This window comes from Sphingopyxis sp. USTB-05 (assembly GCF_023822045.1).
In the GTDB taxonomy this organism is placed as follows: Bacteria; Pseudomonadota; Alphaproteobacteria; order Sphingomonadales; family Sphingomonadaceae; genus Sphingopyxis.
In genome coordinates this window covers 1965120-1986123 of record NZ_CP084712.1, presented here as the reverse complement: position 1 = coordinate 1986123, position 21004 = coordinate 1965120, and the positions used below count along the sequence as shown (strand labels likewise).

Genomic DNA, 21004 nt, shown 5'->3' with positions numbered 1-21004 from the left:
TCCTGACCGGCAACGATAATTTGAGGATGCCTGAATATGGGAATGCAGGGCCAGCCGCTGCTCGTCACAAGCCTGATCGATCATGCCGCGCGCGAACATGCGGGACGCGAAATCGTTTCGCGCTGGGCCGACGGCAGCATGACGCGAACGACGTGGGGCGATGTCGGCAAGGATGCACGTCGCTTTGCCGCGGCGATGACCAAGCTCGGGATGAAAAAGGGCGATCGGATCGCAACGCTGGCGATGAACCATGGCTATCATCTGGTCAGTTGGTACGGCAGCGCTGGGCTTGGCGGAGTGCTGCACACCGTCAATCCGCGGCTGTTCGACGAGCAGCTCGTCTATATCATCAATCACGCCGAGGACCGCGTCCTGTTCTTTGACGCGATGTTCCTGCCCATCGTCGAGCGGTTGCGTCCGCAATTGCCGACGGTCGAACACTTCATCCTGTTCGACGCGCCGGCGCGCGAGGGATATTCTTCCTATCGTGACCTGATCGATGCCGAAGACGGCAGTTTCGAATGGGTCGAGCTCGACGAGCGCGATCCGGTGGGGCTTTGCTACACAAGCGGGACGACGGGCAACCCGAAGGGCGTGATTTACGAACATCGCTCGAACGTCATCCACGCGATCACCGAGATCCAGCCCGACGTGTTCGACATGTCGAACCGCAGCGTCGTCCTGCCGATCGTGCCGATGTTCCATGCGAATAGCTGGGGCATTCCTTTCGCGGCGGCAACGGTGGGGGCAAAGCTGGTTTTTTCGGCGACCAATGACGCGCAAATATTGTGCGACCTGATGCATGACGAGGGTGTGACGCACAGCGCGGGCGTTCCGACGGTCTGGCTGGCGATGTTCGGCCATATGGATGCAACGGGCATCGATTATGGCAAGCTGACGCGCGTCATCATCGGTGGGTCCGCCGCGCCGCGCGCGATGATCGAACGTTTCATGAGGGCCGGCGTCGAAGTGGCGCACGCTTGGGGGATGACCGAAACATCGCCGATCGGCACCATGGGCAAGCGGCCGTGGAACTGGGGCGAGATGAGCTTTGACGAGCGCGTCGACGTCGTCTGTCGCCAGGGCTGCCCGCCGTTCGGCGTCGAACTGCGTATCGTCGATGACGAGGACAGGGAACTGCCGCGTGACGGACAGAGCAGCGGACGGCTCCAGATACGCGGGCCGTGGATCATCCGGCGTTATTTCAAGGCCGATGCCGACGCCGCCGATGCCGAGGACTGGTTCGATACCGGCGACGTATCGGTCATTCACCCCGATGGCGTGATGCAGATTACCGATCGCGCCAAGGACGTCATCAAATCGGGTGGCGAGTGGATCAGCTCGATCGAGCTTGAAAATGCGGCGGTCGGCGCGCCCGGAGTGCAGGAAGCGGCGGCAGTCGGCGTCTATCATCCCAAATGGGACGAGCGGCCGATCCTGCTGATCGTCAGGAAGCCCGGTGCAGAAACGAACGAGGCGGTGATTGTCGATTATCTGAAGGACAAGGTCGCCAAATGGTGGCTGCCTGACGAGATCGTCTTCGTCGACGAGCTGCCGCACACCGCGACGGGCAAGATTCTGAAGCGCCAGATCCGCGACGACTATAAGGATTACAAACTACGGTCGCTGGACGCGGCCTGATGGAATAACCGCCGCCCCCGCGAAGGCGGGGGCCGCTGGCGGCACCTTTCAGTTGTTGAGGGGTTCGAACAGATCGATCCACTCGGGGTTGGCTTCTGAAATCAGACGCAGTTTCCATACCCGGTTTCATCTCTTCAAAGCTTTCTCCCGACCAATCGCTTCATCGATCCGGTCGAATGGTTCGGCAGGGACCAGTCGTTTGAGATTCCATTTTCGGCAAAATTCCTAGCCCGTCCCTGACCTGTGCGCGTGGATTCGAGATGGAAGGTCGTTTGTGACTCCTATGTAGAGGATGCCCATCGGCTTGTTGGTCATGATGTAGACGTAGGCTTGCCTCATCGCGTTCGGCTCCATGACGCTAGCGGCCCCCGCCTTCGCGGGCGCGACGGTTTGTCTGTACCTGTCGCTAGAACAGCTCCATCTGCCCATCGCGCTCGGGTGGACGGAACAGGTCGCTACGGATCGGCGGGAAGCTCCTGTCCATGCCATGCTCGCGTGCCGCGCGCTTGACGCGCGTGCGGATGAGCTGCGCCCAGACGCCTTGGCCCTTCATTCGCGTGAAGAAATTCGGGTCGTTGTCGCGGCCGCCGCGAATGTCCTGCACCATATGCATGACCTTGTCGGCGCGGTCGGGATAGTGGGCGGCGAGCCAGGCGCGAAAGAGCGGCGCTACCTCATGGGGAAGGCGCATCAATATATAGGACGCACGGATCGCGCCGGCCTCTGCGGCGGCGGCCATGATCGCCTCGATCTCGTGATCGGTGATCGCGGGGATGATCGGCGAGATATTGACCTGCGTCGGCACGCCCGCGTCTATCAGCCTGCGGATCGCGGCCAGGCGGCGGCGCGGGTGCGGCGCGCGTGGTTCGAGCGTGCGGGCGATCTGCGGGTCCAGAGACGTTACCGAAACGGCGACGCCGACCAGATTGTCGCGCGCCATATCGGCGAGCAGGTCGATATCGCGCAGCACGCGGTCGGACTTGGTCGTGATGATGAGGGGGTGGCGCGTTTCGGCGAGTATCTCGACCACCGATCGGGTGATGCCCCATTCGCGCTCGATCGGCTGATAGCCGTCGGTGTTGGTCCCGATCGCAATCGGCGCCGCGACATAGCCGCGTTTCGCCAGTTCGGCGCGAAGCAGCTTCGCCGCATCGGGTTTGGCGACCAGCCTGCTTTCAAAGTCGAGCCCCGGTGACAGGTCGTGAAACGCATGCGTCGGACGCGCGAAACAATAAATGCAACCATGCTCGCAGCCGCGATAGGGATTGATTGAGCGATCGAAGCCGATGTCGGGGGACTTGTTGCGCGAAATGATCGTTTTGGGATGCTCGACGGTTACCGTGGTGCGAAGCCGTGGAATGTCGCCGTCGATGTCTTCCGCCGCATCAAGCCAGTCGCCATCGGCGACGCGCTCGGCCGAACCGGTGCGGGTCGGGCGCAGGTTCGTCGGGGCGCCACGGCCCGCGATCGGGGGAAGAGGCTTTGTTGATTCCACCCACGCAGAATATCGCGCCAGTGAGAACAAATAAAGAACAAATGCGCTATTCGGTGAGGCGCGGCATCAGTTCGACGAAGTTGCAGGGCTTGTGGCGACTGTCGAGCTGTGTCGAAAGAATGCCTTCCCACGCATCGGTCACAGCCCCGGTCGAGCCGGGAAGCGCGAAGATATACGTGCCGCGTGCGACGACGGCGCAGGCGCGCGACTGGATCGTCGAGGTTCCGATCGTCTGATAGCTGAGCCAGCGAAACAGCTCGCCGAAGCCCGGGATGTCCTTGCCGTCGAGCCGGTGCAGCGCCTCGGGGGTCACGTCGCGGCCCGTCAGTCCCGTGCCGCCGGTGGTGATGACGACATCGACCTCCGGATCGTCGATCCAGTTATGCAGGCGCGAGACGATCAGGTCGGTTTCATCCCTGATGATCGCACGCGCCGCCAAGATATGGCCCGCAGTGGTCAGCAGTTGTTCCAGCTTGTCGCCCGACCGGTCGTCGGCGGCGCTGCGGCTGTCCGATATGGTCAGCAGCGCAATGCGGACGGGTTTGAAGACGAGGCTCTCGTCAATCGGCATTCGCGCTCCGATCAATCGGCATTCGCGATGCCGCCCGCATAGGTCAGGCGCGTGCGATCCTTGCCGTCGGGAAAGCGCGGCCATTTGCCCTGCGCGAGCGCCGCGCGGCTGACCGACGGTTTGCCCTGCTGCGCTTCGTACATCCAGTAATTGCGCAGCACGATGCCGACATAACCGCGCGTTTCCCAATAAGGGATCGATTCGATGTAGAGCAGCGGATCGCCATTGTCGCGGATCTCGGTCTGCCAGCGCGCGATCGGCGCGGGGCCGGCGTTATAGGCGGCGATGACCTTCGGCAGCTGGCCACCAGTCGACGGGTCGCGGCTGAGATATTGCAGATAGCTCTGCCCCATATCCATGTTCACCGCGGGAATGCGCAGGTCGCCGGTGCCGGCGTCGCCGCGCCAGCGCGCAATATCGCGCGCGGTGCCCGGGCGGACTTGCATCAGACCAAAAGCGCCGGCGGGGCTGACGACGGTGCGCTGGAACCGCGATTCCTGCAACGTATGGGCAAAGACTAGCGCAGGGTCGACTTTCCAGCCGCCGTTCGGCTCCCATTTCGGCTGCGGATAGCGTGTCTGCGCCGCGAGCTTGCGCCCCTGCGGCGTGTTGTGCGCAAGATAGAGCTGCGTTTCGGGCAGGCTGAGCGCGCCCGCCATGGCAAGCAATTGCTCATGCTGGCGCGGATCGCCGATCAGCGCCTGATGGCGCAGCGCGGCGCCGGCATAATTATCCTCGCCGATTTCCGCGAAGGCCATCGCGATACGAACGTTCGGCATATCTTCGAGCGCGCGCCAGGCGCTGCGGTCGGCGCGGACATTCTCGCGTTGGGCGGTCGTTTCGACGCCGAGTATTTCGGCGGCAAGCAGGCCGTAAAGTGTTTCTTCGTTGGCGGCTGCGGCCCGCAGGCGCGACTGGACCGACGAAGGTTCGCCCGCCGCGACGGCGGCGCGGGCAGCCCAATAATAAGCGGCTGCGCGCAGCTCGCTATCGGGCGCTTCCTTCGAAACGCGGTCGAAGGCGGTGAGGGCGGTGCGATAGTCGCGGGTGCGCCAGGCGGCGAGGCCCTTGACCCAAGCGCCCTGCGTCGACCAGGCGCCCTGGCCATCGCTGCAATCGTTCGCGAGGCGCAACGCGTTCGCGTCGTCATTCTCGATATAATAGGACCAGGCGACCTTCTGCCGCCATTCGTTACGCGCTTCGGGCGTCAGCCGGTCCGCGACCGCGTTGAGCAGGGCTTCGGCGCCTGCGGGATCGTCATTCTTGATCCGCTCGGGGATCGTTCGCGCAAGGCTCGCGGCGACGGGGTCGCTGCTGATCGCGTCGGCACCGAGACGGCGCGGCGCGCTGCCCGACCAGGCGAGCCGCGACTGCAGCGGCAACGTCGGCATGTCGGTCGCGCCGCGCTTTGCGGCGAGGCGGCCGAGCTGCTCCGCCTGCGGCAGAAAGGGGGAGCGCGACAGGATCGGCATGATATCCGAAACTTCGGCGCGCGGGCTGTTCGCGGCGGTCAGCAGTTCGGCGCGCAGAAAATCGTTGAGCGGGCCATTGTCCGCCCCGTCGAGCAGCGATTTGGCGTCGGCCCAACGCTGGCCGCGGATCGCCGTCAGCACCTGCGTATAAAGCTGTTTCTGCTTCGACGACAGGATATCGGGCACCGTCTGCGGCGCGGACATCAGGTCGCGGTTGCTGGCATCGGCGGCGAACGCCGGTGCCGCGCTGATAGAAATCGCCAGAGCGGCGCATGAAATCAGGGTTCTGGTCATATTCTGCATCCGTCAACGTCCCCGGTTGAACAGTTTCAGGCTATCCCATGCCGCCGCTTTCTGGGCGGGTCGGGCCAGCAGCATCGTCGGATGCGCCACAGCCACAGCCTCCAGATTGCCGCCATCTTGGTTAATATTCAGTAACCGTCCGCGCGCATCGGGCAGCGCGGTCGCGGCCGCCATGCGCACGATATCGCTTCCGATCAACAGCAGGCGGCCCGGTTTCGCCAGTCGCAGATGATGCCAGAGCAGGCGGTCGAGTTCGGCCGCCTCTTCGCCGTCGCAGCGGCCGCCGGCGGGCCGCGTCACCGCGAGGCTAGCGACATAGCAGTCGCTGCGTGCCATGCCGATCGCCTGCAACATCGCGTCGAGCAGCTTGCCCGCCGCGCCGGAAAACAGCGTTCCGCCCTGTTGATCGTCGATTTCGGGCCATGCTGTAAGCAGCATCAGCGGCGCCCCGGCGTCGCCGACGGGAAGGACGCGATGCGCGTCCCATTGGCTGCCGGGCACGTCGTCGCTCTCGGCAAGCCAGTTTCGAAATTCGGTCCAATCGTCCGGAAACACGACCGGACCCTTGGGTTCGGCGTCTTCGGCCGCGTCCTGGCGCTGGAGTGCTGGGGGGAGCGGGGGCAGTTCGGGCTCGGCCTGAACAACGCGTTTCGGCTTGGCTGCCGCAGCGTCATTTGCAGGCGGCGTGACGAGCCAGCCCGCCGGCTGCTCGCCGACAAGCGCGTCGACACCCGCCAGCGACCACCAGTCGCAAATGCTTTCCGCCAGCAAGGCTGAATTTTGCCCACCCATGATTTTGTTTCAAACAGGCAGTTGACGGACGCGTCAATTGGCGGGCATCGCAAATCGTGACAGAATGAGCGCAGGACACGATGAATGTCCGCGCAGGGACGGCAGAAAGGTATTTGCGGTGAGCGAACGGGAATCGATGCCCTATGACGTGGTCATCGTCGGCGCAGGGCCGGCGGGGCTTTCGGCGGCGATCCGCCTCAAACAATTGGCGAATGACGCGGGCAGCGAATTGTCGGTCTGTATCCTCGAAAAGGGATCGGAAGTCGGCGCGCATATCCTGTCGGGCGCGGTGATCGACCCCAAGGGGCTCGACGAACTGCTTCCCGAGTGGCGCGAGATGGGTTGCCCGCTCGCCGAGGTGCCGGTCAACGACAACCAGCATTGGGTGCTGACCAAGGGCAAGAAGTTCAGCCTGCCGCACATCATCACGCCGCCCTTCATGCACAATGTCGGGACCTACACCGGCAGCCTTGGCAACCTCTGCCGCTGGCTGGCCGAACAGGCCGAAGGGCTGGGCGTCGAAATCTTCCCGGGCTTTCCCGCGGCGGAAATCCTCTACAATGAAGATGGCTCGGTCAAAGGCGTCGCAACCGGCGATATGGGCATTGCGCGCGACGGCAGCCACAAGGGCGATTACGCCCCCGGCCTCGAACTCCATGCAAAATACACTTTTTTCGCCGAGGGGGTGCGCGGCCATCTGACCAAGATGCTGAAGCCGCAGTTCGCGCTCGACAGCGATTGCGAGCCGCAGGTCTATGGCCTTGGCGTCAAGGAGCTCTGGGACATCAAGCCGGAGAATCATGCCGCCGGCCGCGTGATCCACACGCAGGGCTGGCCGCTCGACCAGAATGCCAATGGCGGCGGTTTCCTGTATCATCAGGCGAACGGGCAGGTCGCCCTGGGCTTTGTGACTTGGCTCAACTATCGCAACCCGCACATCTCCCCGTTCCAGGAGATGCAGAAGTGGAAGACCCACCCGGAGATCGCCAAGATACTGAAGGGTGGTAAGCGCGTTTCCTATGGCGCGCGCGCGATCAGCGACGGCGGGCTGCAATCGGTACCCAAACTCGCTTTCCCGGGCGGCGCGCTGATCGGCGACACCGCCGGCTTCCTCAACGTCCCGCGCATCAAGGGCACGCATACCGCGATGAAGTCGGGGATGATGGCGGCCGAAGCGGCGTTCGCCGCGGTGACCGCAGGTCGTGGCAGCGACACGCTCGACGCCTATCAGGCGGCCTTTGACGAGAGCTGGGTCAAGAAGGAACTCAGCGTCGTCCGCAACGTGTTGCCGCTCGTCGAGAAATATGGCGATCTGGCCGGGACGATCCTGTCGGGCATGACGATGTGGCTCGAAACGCTGAAGATCAAAGTTCCCTTCACGATGAAGCATCATCCGGACAATGAGAGCCTGTACCGGGCCGACATCATGCCGAAACCCGATTATCCCAAGCCCGACGGCGTGCTGACCTTTGATCGCCTGTCCTCGGTGTTCATTTCGAACACCAATCATGAGGAAGATCAGCCGGTCCACCTGCAACTCAAGGACCCGTCGATCCCGGTGGCGTATAATTTGCCGCTCTATGACGAGCCCGCGCAGCGTTATTGCCCGGCGGGCGTCTACGAAATCGTCGGCGAGGCAGAAGGCGACCCGAAATTCGTGATCAACGCGCAGAATTGCGTCCATTGCAAGACGTGCGACATCAAGGACCCGACCCAGAATATCAACTGGGTCACCCCTGAAGGCGGCGGAGGCCCCAATTACCCCAATATGTAAGCCCGTTCGCCTGTTCCTGATCGCCGGCCTGTTCGCGGCGGCGGTGCCGGCGTGGGCAATCGACGATAATGGCGCCGCGCTCAACGCGCTGGTGCGGGCGCGGCTGGCGGAAGAGGGCGGCGAGCCCGCAGCGGCGCTGTCGGCCTTGACCGCGGTCTCCAGCGTCGCGCCCGATTTGCCGGGCCTCAGCGGACGGATGCTGGAGCAAGCGATCGAGGCAGGCGATCTTGAGGCCTCGCGCTCGGCGGCGCTTCGGCTGTGGACCGCCGGTGATCGGCGTTTCGATGCGCAGTTGGTGCTGATGGTCGACGCGATGCGCCGGTCGGACTGGAAAGCGGCGCGCGACTATATGGCGGGGCGCGCCGACAAGGCGGGCGCCGATACGATCGCGCGGCTGATCGTCCCGACGGTGAATGCATGGATCGACGTCGGCGCGCGCGAGAATTTCCCCGAGCGCCATTTGCTTAGCGCGAACAGCCGGATACGGCCCGAACCTGCGCTGACGCTTCAGGTCGCACTCGTCCAGATCGCGACGAAACGCACCGCCGCGGCGGTGATGCTGAGCGATGGCGTGACATTGACCGACCGGACGAGCCAACTGGTGGGTCTGCGCCTCGCGGCGACGCTCGACAAAGCGGGCGAGCGCGATGCGGCGCAGCGACTTCGCGGACGGATTGCGCTTGCGTCGGGCCAGCGCGAGGATCCGATGCTGCTTTTGCCCGATCAGCCGGTGTCGACCCCGCGCGCCGGCACGGCGCAATGGCTCGGTTTGCTCGCCGACGGACTGGCGCGGACCCCCAATGGCAGCGCGAAACTGCCGCTGCTGTTCGCACGCGCGGCTTATTGGCTGAACGATCAGGATATGGCGGTGCGGACGACGCTTGTGGAGGCGCTCGATCGCAATGGGCAACAGGGGGATGCGATCGCGCTGCTCGATACCGGGCGGACGCCGCTGCCGCCGGTGCTCATGATGCGCCGCGCCGAATTGATCGCCGATGCCGGCGACCTTCCCGGCGCAGCCAAGCTTGCCGAGGTCGCGGCGAACGAAAATCCCGCGCGCAGCATGCTGGTCCGCCTTGCCGACATTGCGCGGCGCTCGAACGATCCGGCGACGGCGTCGCGGGCCTATGAACGGCTCGAAGCCGCGCTGGGCGACGATGAAGGCGACCAGTCGCTGCGCGGTACTTTGCTGATCGCCCGCGCCGAGTTGCTGCTGCAGGCGGGACAGTGGGATGCGGCCGCGCCATTGATGGAAAAGGCGGTCGCGCTGCGCCCTGAAGACGGGTCGATCCTGAACTTCGCCGGCTATTCGGCGCTCGAACGGCGTAAGGACGTAAAACAATCAATCGCTCGGATCGAGGCGGCATGGGCGCAGGCGCCGCAGAATGCGAGCATCGCCGATTCGCTTGGCTGGGCCTATTTCCTCACCGGTCGCACCGACGACGCGATCAAGCTGCTCGAAAAGGCTCAGCTCGGCGAGCCCGAAAATGCGGTGATCGTCGAACATCTGGGCGATGCCTATTGGCAGGCGGGGCAGAAGTTTCGCGCACGCTATAACTGGCGTGCAGCGGCGCTGATCGCCGACGCCGAAATGGCGACCCGGCTGGAGGCGAAACTGCGCGACGGGCTGACCCACGCGACCACTGCACCGTGACGGCGTTCCACGAGACGGGTTGGGCCAAGATCAACCTTGCGCTGCATGTGCGCGGGCGGCGGGCCGACGGCTATCATGAGATCGAGACGCTGTTCGCCTTCGTCGACGGCGGCGACGCGATTACGGCCGAATTCGCGGACGAGGATGCGCTGGCGATTGACGGTGAATTCGGTGAAGGGCTGAGCGCGGGCGGCGACAATCTGGTGATGAAGGTGCTGGCGCTGCTGCGCGGGCGCTATGGCGCCGACCGGGTGCCGCCGCTTGCCGTGACGTTAACGAAGCGGCTGCCGGTCGCGGCAGGGATCGGCGGCGGTTCGGCGGATGCCGCGGCGATGGCGCGGCTCATACGGAAGCATTTTTTGCCCGAGCTGGGCGATGCGACCTTGGCACGGCTGGTGAGCCCGCTGGGTGCCGATATCGCCGCGTGCGTGGCGAGCATGACGTGCCTTGGCGTCGGCGTGGGCGAAGAACTGAGCCCGGTGCCAGGGCTAAGCCTCGGCGGGACGCCGGTCCTGCTCGTCAATCCGCGTCTGCCGGTTGCGACGGGTCCGGTGTTTGCCGCGTGGGATGGGGTCGATCGGGGCGCACTCTTCACCGGCGCCGACATGCGCGCCGGGCTGCTCGGCGCGCGTAACGATCTGCAGCGCGCGGCAATCGCGCAATGTCCGGCGATTACCGATATCCTGCTCGAACTGGGGGCATTGCGGCCCTGGCTGGCGCGCATGTCGGGATCGGGAGCAACCTGTTTCGCGCTGTTCGATTCCGCCGCCGAGCGCGACGCGGCCGCTGCAACGCTGGCGGAACGGCATCCGGACTGGTGGACCATGGCAGGAGTATTACGGTGAGCGAGGCTTGGCGGCAGATCGGAACGGCGCGGACCGGGGGTATCCTGCTGATCGCCGACCATGCGTCGGCTTTCGTGCCCGCCGATATCGATCTGGGTATCGATCCCATGCTGCTGACCAATCACATCGCGATCGATATCGGCGTGGCCGAGGTGGCCGCGCTACTCGTTGAAGGCGGCGCGGTCGACGCGGCAATCCTCGGCGGCGTGTCGCGCCTCGTCGTCGATTGCAATCGCGATGAGGATGCGCCGGGCGTATTGCCGATCGCCAGCGATGGGCATGCCGTTCCCGGCAATGCGCTGGGCGACGATGGGCGCGAGGCACGGCTGGCGCGTTTTTTCCGGCCCTATCACGACCATATCGCTGCGACGATCGCGGCGCATCGCCCGGCGATGGTCCTGTCGCTGCACAGCTTTACGCCGTCGCTCGCCGCACATCCCGATCAAGCGCGGCCCTGGCATGTCGGCGTTCTGTACAATGAGGACGATCGGCTCGCAGCGGCGGCAATCGCGGCCCTGGAAGCCGAAGAAATGATCGTTGGCGACCAGCAGCCCTATTCGGGTAAGTTGCTCAACGCGACGATGAACCGCCACGCCGAAGCGAACGGCATTCCCTATGTCGGGATCGAGATGCGGCAGGATCTGGTCGGCGATGCGGCGGGGCAGGCGCTGTTCGCCGGACGCCTTTCTCGCATGTGCAGCAAAGTTGCATTGAATCTGCCCGGATAGGCGTGTAGAGGCGCGTCTCTTCGCACATTTTTGAAATAAAATTATCAGGACTGTTGAAAATGCCTTCATATCGTTCGCGCACCACCACCCACGGCCGCAATATGGCCGGTGCACGCGGCCTCTGGCGCGCGACGGGGATGAAGGACAGCGACTTCGGCAAACCGATCATTGCCGTGGTTAACAGCTTCACGCAGTTCGTGCCGGGACACGTCCACCTGAAAGACCTCGGCCAGATGGTCGCGCGCGAGATCGAGGCGTCGGGCGGGGTTGCCAAGGAATTCAACACGATCGCGGTCGATGACGGCATCGCGATGGGGCATGACGGCATGCTCTATTCGCTGCCGAGCCGCGACCTGATCGCCGACAGCGTCGAATATATGGTCAACGCGCATTGCGCCGATGCGATGGTGTGCATTTCGAATTGCGACAAGATCACGCCGGGCATGCTGATGGCCGCGCTGCGCATCAACATCCCCGTCGTGTTCGTCTCGGGCGGGCCGATGGAGGCCGGCAAGGTCGTGCTGAAGGGCAAGGAGGTCGCGCTCGATCTGGTCGATGCGATGGTCGCCGCCGCGGATGAGAAATATACGGACGAGGAAGTCAGCGAGATCGAACGCGCGGCGTGTCCGACATGCGGCAGCTGCTCGGGCATGTTCACCGCCAACTCGATGAACTGCCTGACCGAGGCGCTGGGCCTGTCGCTGCCCGGCAATGGCTCGACCCTCGCGACGCATGCCGACCGCAAGGAGTTGTTCCTGCGCGCCGGACGGATCGTCGTCGAAATGTGCCGCCGCCATTATGAGGAGGGCGACGACAGCGTGCTGCCGCGCAACATCGCGACCTTCGAGGCGTTCGAAAATGCGATGAGCCTTGATATTGCGATGGGCGGGTCGACCAACACGGTGCTTCATCTGCTTGCCGCGGCGTTCGAGGCCGGCGTCGATTTCACGATGGACGACATTGACCGTCTTTCGCGCCGCGTGCCCTGCCTTTCGAAGGTCGCGCCCGCCAAGAGCGATGTCCATATGGAAGACGTGCATCGCGCTGGCGGGATCATGGCGATCCTCGGCCAGCTCGAACGCGCGGGCCTGCTTCACGCGCACCTGCCGACGGTGCACAGCGCGACGCTCGGCGATGCGCTCAACAAATGGGATATTTCGCGCACCAACGATCCCGATGTGCAGAAATTCTTCATGGCCGCGCCCGGCGGGGTGCCCACCCAGACCGCGTTCAGTCAGGACCGGCGCTGGGACAGCCTCGACCTCGACCGCGAGGCAGGCGTAATCCGTTCGGCCGATCATGCGTTCAGCAAGGACGGCGGGCTGGCCGTGCTATCGGGCAATATCGCGCTCGACGGCTGTATCGTGAAGACCGCAGGGGTCGACGAGAGCATCCTCAAATTCTCCGGCCCCGCCAAAGTATATGAGAGCCAGGACGCCGCGGTCGCGGGTATCCTTACGGGGCAAGTCGAGGCGGGCGACGTCGTCGTCATCCGCTACGAGGGGCCGAAAGGCGGCCCGGGAATGCAGGAAATGCTTTATCCGACGAGCTATCTCAAATCGAAGGGCCTCGGCGCCGCCTGCGCGCTGATCACCGACGGGCGTTTCTCCGGCGGCACCTCGGGCCTTTCGATCGGCCACGTCTCGCCCGAGGCGGCCGAGGGCGGCGCGATCGGGCTGGTCGAGAATGGCGACCTGATCAATATCGACATCCCGTCGCGAACGATCGTGTTGGCCGTGGCGGATAGCGTGCTGGCCGAGCGCCGGGCCGCGATGGAGGCGAAGGGCGATGCTGCATGGCAGCCCGTCAAGCCGCGCCCGCGCAAGGTTTCGGTAGCACTTCAGGCTTATGCCGCGATGACGACCAGCGCCGCACGCGGCGCAGTGCGCGACCTGTCGCAGTTGAAGGGCAAGGGATGAAAAAACTTGGGGGGGCATTGCTGATGATGGTCGCGCTCGCGGCCTGCAACCGCGCACCCGACAATAGCGAGCTTGCCGACGCCGAAGCGCGCGGATCGCGCGAGGCGGCCGAGGACGGACGTATCGAATGCGCGCTCGAAGGCTCGAAGCTGTTCGACCGGACCTGCACCGTCGAGGAAATGAGCGGCGAGGGCGGAACGATCCTCGTCGTCGGGCGCGGCAATGTCGGTTATCGCCGCCTGCAGATCACGACCGACGGGCGCGGTGTCGTCTCGGCCGACGGCGCCGAACCCGCCAAGGTGAGCATCGTCGGCAACAATATGATCGAAGTCGCGATCGCCAATGACCGCTATCGCCTGCCCGCCAATACGGGCGGCGCGAAGTAGGCGCTTTCGCGCGATCGTGATAGGGCAGGGGTCATGTCTGTTCCCGCCGGCGCCCCGATCCTGACAGCCAAGGCGATGCGCGAAGCCGAGGCGGCGTGCGCGATACAGGGCACCTCGCTCTCCGAATTGATGGATCTTGCGGGCGCAGCGGTTGCCGATACCGCTTGGCGCATGGCCGCAGGTGCGCCGATCCTGATACTCTGCGGTCCCGGCAACAATGGCGGCGACGGTTATGTCGCCGCGCGCTTGCTCGCGGAGCGTGGAGCCACGGTACGGGTCGCCGCTCTGGCGGAACCTGCGACCGATCTGGCAAAAGCTGCGCGCGCCGGCTGGACTGGGCCTGTTGAAGTGCTGAATGGCCGCCTTGCCCCGGCGCCCTTGATTGTCGATGCGCTGTTCGGCGTTGGGCTGACGCGCCCGATTGCTAACGAACTGGCGACAATCATTGGGCATTTTGCCGATAGCCGCATATTGGCGGTCGACATCCCGAGCGGGGTGGACGGCGACGGTGCGGCCGCCTGGATGCCGCCGCTTCGTGCCGATGTGACGCTGGCGCTCGGCGCTCTCAAACCCGCTCATGTGCTGTTGCCGACAGCGCCAGCGTGCGGGCGCGTGCTTCTCGCGTCGATCGGGATATCGGCAAACAAGATGATGAGTAGCTTGCCCAAGCTACAAACGCCTGAGCCCGATGCAGCTTCGCACAAATTCACCCGTGGCACGGTGCTTGTGTTTGCGGGGCCGATGCGCGGTGCTGCGGGGCTCAGCGCCGCGGCGGCGCTTCGCGCGGGCGCCGGCTATGTCGTGCTGGAAGGAGGTGCGCCTCCGCCTTTCGCCGCGATCATAGCCGAGAGCGACGCCCGGTTCGGCGAACGGTTGAACGATCCTCGCGTCGGCGCGGTGGTGATCGGTCCGGGGTTTCCCGCAGGCGACGAACTGCTGTTCGACGTCGAGGCCGCGCTCGATTCCGGCAAGCCGCTCGTTCTGGACGCTGCCGCGATTGACGCGGCATTACCGCGCCTGTCCGAAACGCCGCGCAAAGCGATCCTGACCCCGCACGAAGGTGAGTTCGCGCGCGCCTTTCCGCAGCTTTACGGCAGCAAGATCGACCGCGCAAAAGCCGCGGCGGTGCGGACGCAGGCCGTCATCGTCTACAAGGGCGCCGACACGATCATCGCCGCACCCGATGGGCGCGTTGCCGCGGCATGGCCGGGCAGCCCCTGGCTTGCGACGGCGGGAACGGGCGATGTGCTCGCCGGCGCGTGCGGCGCAATGCTGGCGCGCGGTGGTGATGCCTTCGATGCCGCCGTCGCGGCGGTGGGGTGGCATATCGCGCAAGCGGCGCGTATAGGCCCCGGCCTTGTAGCCGACGATCTGGTTAGGGACTGAAATGAGTGAAGCTGCGCTGATCGAGCGCATTGCCGCGCGCGGCGATGGCGTGACGGGCGACGGCCGTCATGTGGCGGGCGGCGTGCCGGGCGACCGCGTCCGCGACGACGGGATTATTATTCCGGGCCCGAACCGCACCGACCCGCCTTGCCGCCATTTCGGCAAGTGCGGCGGCTGCCAGTTGCAGCATGTCGCCGAACCTGCGCTCGCCGACTTCGTGCGCGACCGTGTCGTGGGTGGGCTCGAGGGGCAAGAGGTTACGGGCGTCCAGGTCCTGCCCGCAGTGTTGTCGCCTCCGCAAAGCCGCCGTCGCGCCGTCCTGACCGCGCTTCGCACCGGCAAGCAGGTGTCAATCGGTTTCAACGCCGCGCAGAGCAACCAGATCGTCGATATGCGGATGTGTCCGCTGTTGCTTCCCGAGCTATTTGCACTGATTGCCCCCGTGCGCGAACTGCTGGTAATGATCGCTCAGCCGCGCCGTCCGGTGAAGGTCAAGCTGCAGATGCTCGATCAGGGCGTCGAACTGATATTGGAAGGCGTCAAGGCCGAAGGGCTCGACGCTGCGATGGCGCTGCAAGACTTTGCTGGTGCGCACAATCTGGCGCGGTTCGCGATCGATCAGGGCGACGGGCTAGAAATCCTCTGGCAGCCCGAGCCGCCGACGATGCGCTTTGGCGATATCGTTGTCGAAGTTCCGCCCTTTGCCTTCCTCCAGCCCACGAGTGCCGGGCAAGCGGCGCTGATCGGGGCGGTGACCAAGGCGATTGGTGATGCAGGCGCGGTCGCCGACTTGTTCGCTGGCGTCGGTACTTTCGCCTTGTCGGTGCAGGCGGGACGCAAAATCTATGCGGCCGAGGGCGCGCGCGATGCGATCGCGGCGCTGACGGGCGCGGCGAACCGCGCGCGGGCGCTCGTCGCAACTGAACATCGTGATCTGTTCCGTCGGCCCCTCGTGCCCGCCGAGTTGAACCGCTTCGGCGCGGTCATCCTCGACCCACCGCGCGCTGGTGCCGAGGAGCAGGTGAAGCAACTGGCGATGTCGACCGCGCCAGTCATCGCCTATGTTAGCTGCAATCCCGCGAGTTTCGCGCGTGATGCCAAGACGCTGATCGAAGGCGGCTACACGCTTGACTGGGTGCAGCCCGTGGGCCAGTTCCGCTGGTCGACCCATGTGGAACTGGCCGCGCGCTTTTCACGCTAAAGGCTTAGTGTAGCACGAAGCCCATGAAGGCGTGGATGCACAATGCGATCAGCGCGAGGCTGGCCAGCGCGAAAATGCCGAAGCGCCACATCACGCGGTTCACCGTCGCCTGGATCAGGCTGTGCAGGATGCGAAGGGCGACATAGGCCCAGGCAAGCTGCGCATTGAGCCCGCCGCCCATGCCGCCGATCGCCAGCGCCAGCGCGACGGCGTAAAACACCGTCGGCTGTTCCATCAGATGGTTATAGTTATGCGCCTTCCACTGCACGTCGGGGGGTAGCACCTCATCAAGGCTCTTGCCCGTCCCGCCGACCATCTTCGCCGCGTCGATCTTGGCGCGCTGCATCGCGGGGATGCGCGTCGCGTACATCCACACCCACATAATCATCGACCAGAGCGCGAGTGTCGCGACCGGTCCTAATATTGCGTTCGTATCCATATTCTTTCCCCCTCAACCCAAAGTAGCGATCACGGCCAGCAGCGACAGCGCGAACAGGCACAGCGTTGCGACCGAGAAAATCACGAAACGGACAGGCACGCGGTTCACCGTCGACTGCCAGAAGCTGTGAACGATACGCAGCACGACATAGGCCCACGCCAACCCGCGCGTCAGGTCGGTGCTGCCGCCCGACAGGTGCAGGAAGATGATCACTGCGTAGAAGATCGTCGGCTGTTCGCACAGATGCGTGTAGTTGTGCGATTTCCAGTTGGTGAGCGGCGGAAGGACGCCCTCCAGATCAACACCGCGCCCGCCCGGCGGCGCGGCCTTCAGGTCGATACCGACCTTTGAAAAGGCCCGGAAACGCGTTACGCCCGCCCAGACCAGCACGACGAGAGTCCAGAGAACGAGCACCGCGCCGGGTGCGAGAAGGCTTTCGGACATTTGGCTCCCCCTGTCTGTTTTGCGGCGATGCTAAGGCACGGCGCCGACAATGCAACCGGCGAAGTTCAGCGCGCCAGTTCGTCCCGGATCGCCGCGCCGTCGCCATCGACGCGCGGCGCGAAGCCCAGATCGCGGCGTGGCATCGCGTCATATTTCACCGGCGGCTGCATCTCATGAAAGGCGCCGACATCGGGGTGTGTGCGGTGACGGAAGAATTCGGTCGCGACAAAATGCGGGTCCTCCTTAATGTCCTGGAGGTCGCGCGCCGCCATCGCAGGGATGTCATTGGCGGCGAAGAGTTCGAGCCATTCGGCGTTCGACTTCGCGGGGGTTTTGCGCGCGATCTCGCTGTAGATAATCGGCATATGTCGCCCCTTGGCTTTGGCGGCCTCATATTCCGGGGTTTCCAGCAAGCCGGCGCTCCCGAGCAGGTCCATCAGCCGCGCGGTCGATTCGGGTGTATAGGGTACGATCGCAAGGTAACCGTCGCTCGTCGGAAACGGCTGGCGGGTTGGGTCGAGTTGGCGCGGGTAACCCGCCGGACCGATCGGCGGATCGAGCGCCGCGTCGCGCAGATGTTCGGTGAGCATGAAGGCGGCGAAGCATTCGAACATCGGCACTTCGACTTCTTGCCCCTCGCCGGTTCGCAGCTTGTGGACCAGCGCGGCGAGGATCGCCTGCGCGCCGAATTGGCCGGCGATCTTGTCGGCGATCAGCGACGGGAAATATCGCGGGCTTGGGTTCCCGTCGACGCGCGGGAGAAGGCTGGTCGTGCCAGTCGCGGCCTGGATGACGTCGTCATAGGCCTGAAGGTCAGCATAGGGGCCATCCTGCCCGAAGCCCGTGCCATGAACATAAATGATATCGGGCTTCAGCGCCTTGCAACCGTTATAGTCGAAACCGAGCCGCTCTATCGCCTTGCCCCGGACATTGTGGAAAAACACGTCGGCGGTCACGATCAGCTCGCGCAGCACGGCGGCATCCTCAGGATTTTTGAGGTCGAGCGCAATCGATCGCTTGCCGCGGTTTACCGTCAGATGGATCGACCCCATCGTCGGATCGGGTATACCGCTGCCTAGATAACGCGATATGTCGCCGAGCCCCGGTGTTTCGACCTTGATCACCTCGGCGCCGAGGTCGGCGAGCATCTGCGTCGCATAGGGTCCGAAAATGACGGTGGTGAGATCGACGATCCGGATCCCTGACAACATAAGCACGCATCCTCTCTCTGCTTCGCGGACACGATAGAATGATTGCAAAGTAAAACGGAAGGGGCTTCGTCGTCAGACTGGCTGTTCTGTCAGGGCGCCGGTGTTGTCGTCGGTTTCGCTGTTATAGGCGGCCGATATCCGCCGATAGGATTTCGACCGGAACGCGGCAATCGTCGCGAGCACGCCAAACAGCCCGGCGATCGAAAAGACGATCGCGATGCCGCGTTCGGGCCCTCGACCGTACCAGTCACCGATCGCGTCGGCTCCCGCGCCGTCAGTCATCAAGGGCACAAAGACGAACTGCGTGAGCGGGGCGATCAGAAAGGCGGTGAGCGGCGAGGCCGATTGCTCGACCGACTGTGCGAAACCAAAGACGCGGCCCTGACGTTCGTAGGGGACGACCTTTTGCAGCGTGGTCTGTTCTGCCGCCTCTGCATAGGGGCCGAGGAACATCCAGATGAAGCAGCCGGCGGCGAGCAATATGACCAACGACTGGATCGTAAAGAAGACCGCGACGATCCACGCCGCGAGATTGACGAGGAGAAGCGTGCGGACCGGATTCGCACCGAGGCCCGTCCGTGCAATCACCATCCCGCTGACAATGAAGGCGCAGGAAATGACAGCCCATAGCAGGCCCCATTCCTCGACCTTCATCAGCGACAGGCCATAGGCGTCCATCAGCGCCATAAAAACGCCGCCCAGAAGATTGTTGAACGTCGTGAAGAGGATGAGTGCGATCAGCCCGGGAATGCCGAGCACGACGCGCAGCGTCCCCGCGAGATCGATGCTGCGGGGGGCGTCATGCGTTTCAGGATCGCGCGGCTCGTCGATGCGGACGAACAGCAGGTGAAGGATCGCGATCGAGGTGAAGCTGATGGCGAAGTAAAGCGCCCCGGCCATCCCGCCCCACGCGACAAGGAAGCCGCTGATCGCCGACGTCATCAGGAATCCGATGCCACTTACCATTCCGACCAGCCCGTTCGCCTTGTCGCGGCGATCCTCGGGCACGAGCAGGGTTACGAGCGTAGGCAGCGCGATCATGCGGATATTGCCGGCGATCACGGCGAGCATCGTGATGAGGATGAAGAGCCAGAGAGTGATGCCGTGGGTGTCGGCGCCGCGAATAGCGGGGTCAAGCGCATGGCCGGCAAGCGCCGCGGTGTAGAGGAGAAGCGATGCGATGCTCGACACCAGCATCATGTGCCGCTTGCCATGATGGTCGACAAGGCTGCCGAACCAGATGCCGAGCATCGCGGTCAGGACGAGATAGATGCCCGCGATCACGCCGGTAGCGAATACCGACTGCGTTTCGAGGAAGGTCCAGAAGGTTAGCGCGAACCACACCGTAAAATTGGTGATGTTCGCGATCAGATTGTTGGCGAGAAGGTGATGAAAGGGCTGCATGGGCCGCGCAATCTAGCGGCCCTGCCCAAAAGAGAAAGGGCCGGTCGCATCGCTGCGCCGGCCCTTTCATTTTCCATATTGCGGTTCGTCAGAACAGCTTGGTCACCGTCGCGCTGCGGCGCTCCTGTTCGATTTCGCCGGTGTAGAGGCTGACCATCGGCTCGTCGCTGACGACATGCGTCTCGTCTGCGCCGAAGCCGTTGAACTTGGTTCGCATCGCGCAGCCATAGGCGCCGAGCATACCAATCTCGATGAAATCGCCAGCCTTGATGTCGGCGGGCAGGAAGAAGGGGCCTGCCATATGGTCGAGATCGTCGCAGGTCGGACCATAGAAGCTGAACGGCATCATCTCGGCGTCGCTCGCCACGTCGCGCTGCAGCGTGACAGGAAAGCGCCATCCGACATGCGCGGCATCGAACAGCGCGCCATAGGCGCCGTCGTTGATGTACAGCTCTTCGCCGCGGCGCTTTTCGACGCGTACGATCAGCGAGCTATACTCGGCCGACAGGGCGCGGCCCGGCTCGCACCACAGTTCAGCGGAATAGCTGATCGGCAGGCTTTCGAAGCTGCGGTGGATCGTCTCGAAATAAGCGTCGAGCGGCGGAGGCTCCATGCCCGGATAGGACGAAGGGAAGCCGCCACCGACATCGATGATGTCGACGGTAACCGATGCTGCGACGATCGCGGCGCGAACCCGCTCCATCGCCTGCGCATAGGCATGCGGCGTCATCGCCTGGCTGCCGACATGGAAGCAGATGCCGAGCGCATCGGCCGCCTGGCGTGTCGCCATAAGCAGTTCGACGACCTCGTCGGCTTCGGCGCCGAACTTGGCGGCGAGGCTGAGCTTCGAATGATCGGACGAGACGCGCAGGCGCACGAGCAGGTTCAGATCCTGCGCGCCTTCGGTCGCACGGACGATCTTTTCGAGTTCGTCGAGCGTGTCGAGCGAGAAGGTGCGGACGCCATGCTTCCAATAGGCTTCGGAAATCGCTTCCTCAGCCTTCACCGGATGCATGAAGCAGAGCGTTGCTTCGGGAAGCGTGCGGGCAACCAGACGCACTTCGGCAATCGAGGCGACGTCATAATGGGTGACACCCGAATCCCACAGCACGCGCAAGAGGTCAGGCGACGGATTCGCCTTGACCGCATACATGGTCGTGCCGGGAAAACGCTCGATGAAGAAACGCGCTGCGCGCCGCGCGGCGTGCGGGCGGACAAGCGTAACAGGTTCGATCGGCGAAAGTGCCTGAATCAGCCCGTGGGCGCTATGATGCTGGTGCAACTCAAGGGACCCCCAAAATTAAACGGTAAACGACAAGGCTGCCTTGCGGTTATTGGA

18 protein-coding genes and 1 pseudogene are annotated in these 21004 nt (G+C 64.2%); 9 read left to right on the top strand and 10 right to left on the bottom strand.

The window, feature by feature from the left end; translation table 11 throughout:
- Nucleotides 1-36: 36 nt before the first annotated feature.
- The gene (locus tag KEC45_RS08965; RefSeq protein WP_062180277.1) at nt 37-1641 is read left to right on the top strand and encodes a long-chain fatty acid--CoA ligase; all 1605 of its coding nucleotides are present in this window, start codon (nt 37-39) and stop codon (nt 1639-1641) included.
- Between the two features lie 48 nt (nt 1642-1689).
- On the opposite strand, the pseudogene KEC45_RS08960 reads toward KEC45_RS08965, so the two are convergent.
- The 5 genes and pseudogenes from KEC45_RS08960 to KEC45_RS08940 all read right to left on the bottom strand — a co-directional run bounded on the left by KEC45_RS08960 (nt 1690) and on the right by KEC45_RS08940 (nt 6274).
- Nucleotides 1690-1980, bottom strand: a pseudogene (locus tag KEC45_RS08960) (GIY-YIG nuclease family protein).
- A 67-nt stretch (nt 1981-2047) separates the two neighbouring features.
- Nucleotides 2048-3082, bottom strand: a complete 1035-nt coding sequence (locus KEC45_RS08955; protein ID WP_062183864.1) for a PA0069 family radical SAM protein — start codon at nt 3080-3082, stop codon at nt 2048-2050.
- A gap of 100 nt (nt 3083-3182) precedes the next feature.
- Nucleotides 3183-3707, bottom strand: a complete 525-nt coding sequence (gene moaB / locus KEC45_RS08950) for a molybdenum cofactor biosynthesis protein B (RefSeq protein ID WP_062180280.1) — start codon at nt 3705-3707, stop codon at nt 3183-3185.
- An 11-nt stretch (nt 3708-3718) separates the two neighbouring features.
- Nucleotides 3719-5473 (bottom strand): lytic transglycosylase domain-containing protein, encoded by a 1755-nt coding sequence (locus tag KEC45_RS08945; RefSeq protein WP_062183867.1) that lies wholly within the window; start codon nt 5471-5473, stop codon nt 3719-3721.
- A gap of 12 nt (nt 5474-5485) precedes the next feature.
- Nucleotides 5486-6274, bottom strand: coding sequence for a uracil-DNA glycosylase family protein (locus tag KEC45_RS08940; protein ID WP_062180283.1), 789 nt, complete (start codon nt 6272-6274; stop codon nt 5486-5488).
- Nucleotides 6275-6392: 118 nt separating this feature from the next.
- Between KEC45_RS08940 and KEC45_RS08935 the strand changes: the two genes are divergently transcribed.
- From KEC45_RS08935 to KEC45_RS08900, 8 genes are read left to right on the top strand one after another with little or no spacing between them, the layout of a single operon-like run.
- Nucleotides 6393-8048, top strand: a complete 1656-nt coding sequence (locus tag KEC45_RS08935) for an electron transfer flavoprotein-ubiquinone oxidoreductase (RefSeq protein ID WP_252171944.1) — start codon at nt 6393-6395, stop codon at nt 8046-8048.
- 43 nt (nt 8049-8091) lie between these two features.
- The gene (locus KEC45_RS08930) at nt 8092-9702 is read left to right on the top strand and encodes a hypothetical protein (protein WP_252171943.1); all 1611 of its coding nucleotides are present in this window, start codon (nt 8092-8094) and stop codon (nt 9700-9702) included.
- Nucleotides 9699-10547 carry a 4-(cytidine 5'-diphospho)-2-C-methyl-D-erythritol kinase gene (locus KEC45_RS08925; protein ID WP_062180289.1) on the top strand — a complete coding sequence of 283 codons (849 nt, stop codon included), beginning with the start codon at nt 9699-9701 and terminating at the stop codon, nt 10545-10547. Before KEC45_RS08930 ends, KEC45_RS08925 begins: the two co-directional genes overlap by 4 nt.
- Entirely contained in the window at nt 10544-11275 is a 732-nt protein-coding gene (locus KEC45_RS08920) for an N-formylglutamate amidohydrolase (RefSeq protein WP_062180292.1), read from the top strand. The genes KEC45_RS08925 and KEC45_RS08920 overlap by 4 nt, the downstream gene beginning before the upstream one ends.
- Nucleotides 11276-11334: 59 nt before the next feature.
- Nucleotides 11335-13194 carry a dihydroxy-acid dehydratase gene (gene ilvD / locus KEC45_RS08915; protein ID WP_062180294.1) on the top strand — a complete coding sequence of 620 codons (1860 nt, stop codon included), beginning with the start codon at nt 11335-11337 and terminating at the stop codon, nt 13192-13194.
- A complete protein-coding gene (locus tag KEC45_RS08910; RefSeq protein ID WP_062180297.1) occupies nt 13191-13580 on the top strand; it encodes a hypothetical protein in 390 nt (129 codons plus the stop codon). The genes ilvD and KEC45_RS08910 overlap by 4 nt, the downstream gene beginning before the upstream one ends.
- 33 nt (nt 13581-13613) lie before the next feature.
- Nucleotides 13614-14966: an NAD(P)H-hydrate epimerase gene (locus tag KEC45_RS08905; protein WP_062180300.1), complete on the top strand. Its 1353-nt coding sequence runs from the start codon at nt 13614-13616 to the stop codon at nt 14964-14966.
- 1 nt (nt 14967) lies between these two features.
- The gene (locus tag KEC45_RS08900; RefSeq protein WP_062180303.1) at nt 14968-16167 is read left to right on the top strand and encodes a class I SAM-dependent RNA methyltransferase; all 1200 of its coding nucleotides are present in this window, start codon (nt 14968-14970) and stop codon (nt 16165-16167) included.
- Between the two features lie 4 nt (nt 16168-16171).
- Here KEC45_RS08900 and KEC45_RS08895 read toward each other — a convergent pair whose 3' ends face one another.
- The 5 genes from KEC45_RS08895 to KEC45_RS08875 form a co-directional block, all read right to left on the bottom strand.
- Nucleotides 16172-16606 (bottom strand): MAPEG family protein, encoded by a 435-nt coding sequence (locus KEC45_RS08895; protein ID WP_062180306.1) that lies wholly within the window; start codon nt 16604-16606, stop codon nt 16172-16174.
- 12 nt (nt 16607-16618) lie between these two features.
- Entirely contained in the window at nt 16619-17050 is a 432-nt protein-coding gene (locus tag KEC45_RS08890; RefSeq protein WP_062180308.1) for an MAPEG family protein, read from the bottom strand.
- A 65-nt stretch (nt 17051-17115) separates the two neighbouring features.
- Complete coding sequence (locus tag KEC45_RS08885; RefSeq protein WP_238586636.1) at nt 17116-18261, bottom strand: CaiB/BaiF CoA-transferase family protein; 1146 nt, start codon at nt 18259-18261, stop codon at nt 17116-17118.
- Between the two features lie 72 nt (nt 18262-18333).
- Complete coding sequence (locus tag KEC45_RS08880; RefSeq protein WP_252171942.1) at nt 18334-19665, bottom strand: MFS transporter; 1332 nt, start codon at nt 19663-19665, stop codon at nt 18334-18336.
- 88 nt (nt 19666-19753) lie between these two features.
- Nucleotides 19754-20947, bottom strand: coding sequence for a type III PLP-dependent enzyme (locus tag KEC45_RS08875; protein WP_062180320.1), 1194 nt, complete (start codon nt 20945-20947; stop codon nt 19754-19756).
- Nucleotides 20948-21004 lie beyond the last annotated feature (57 nt).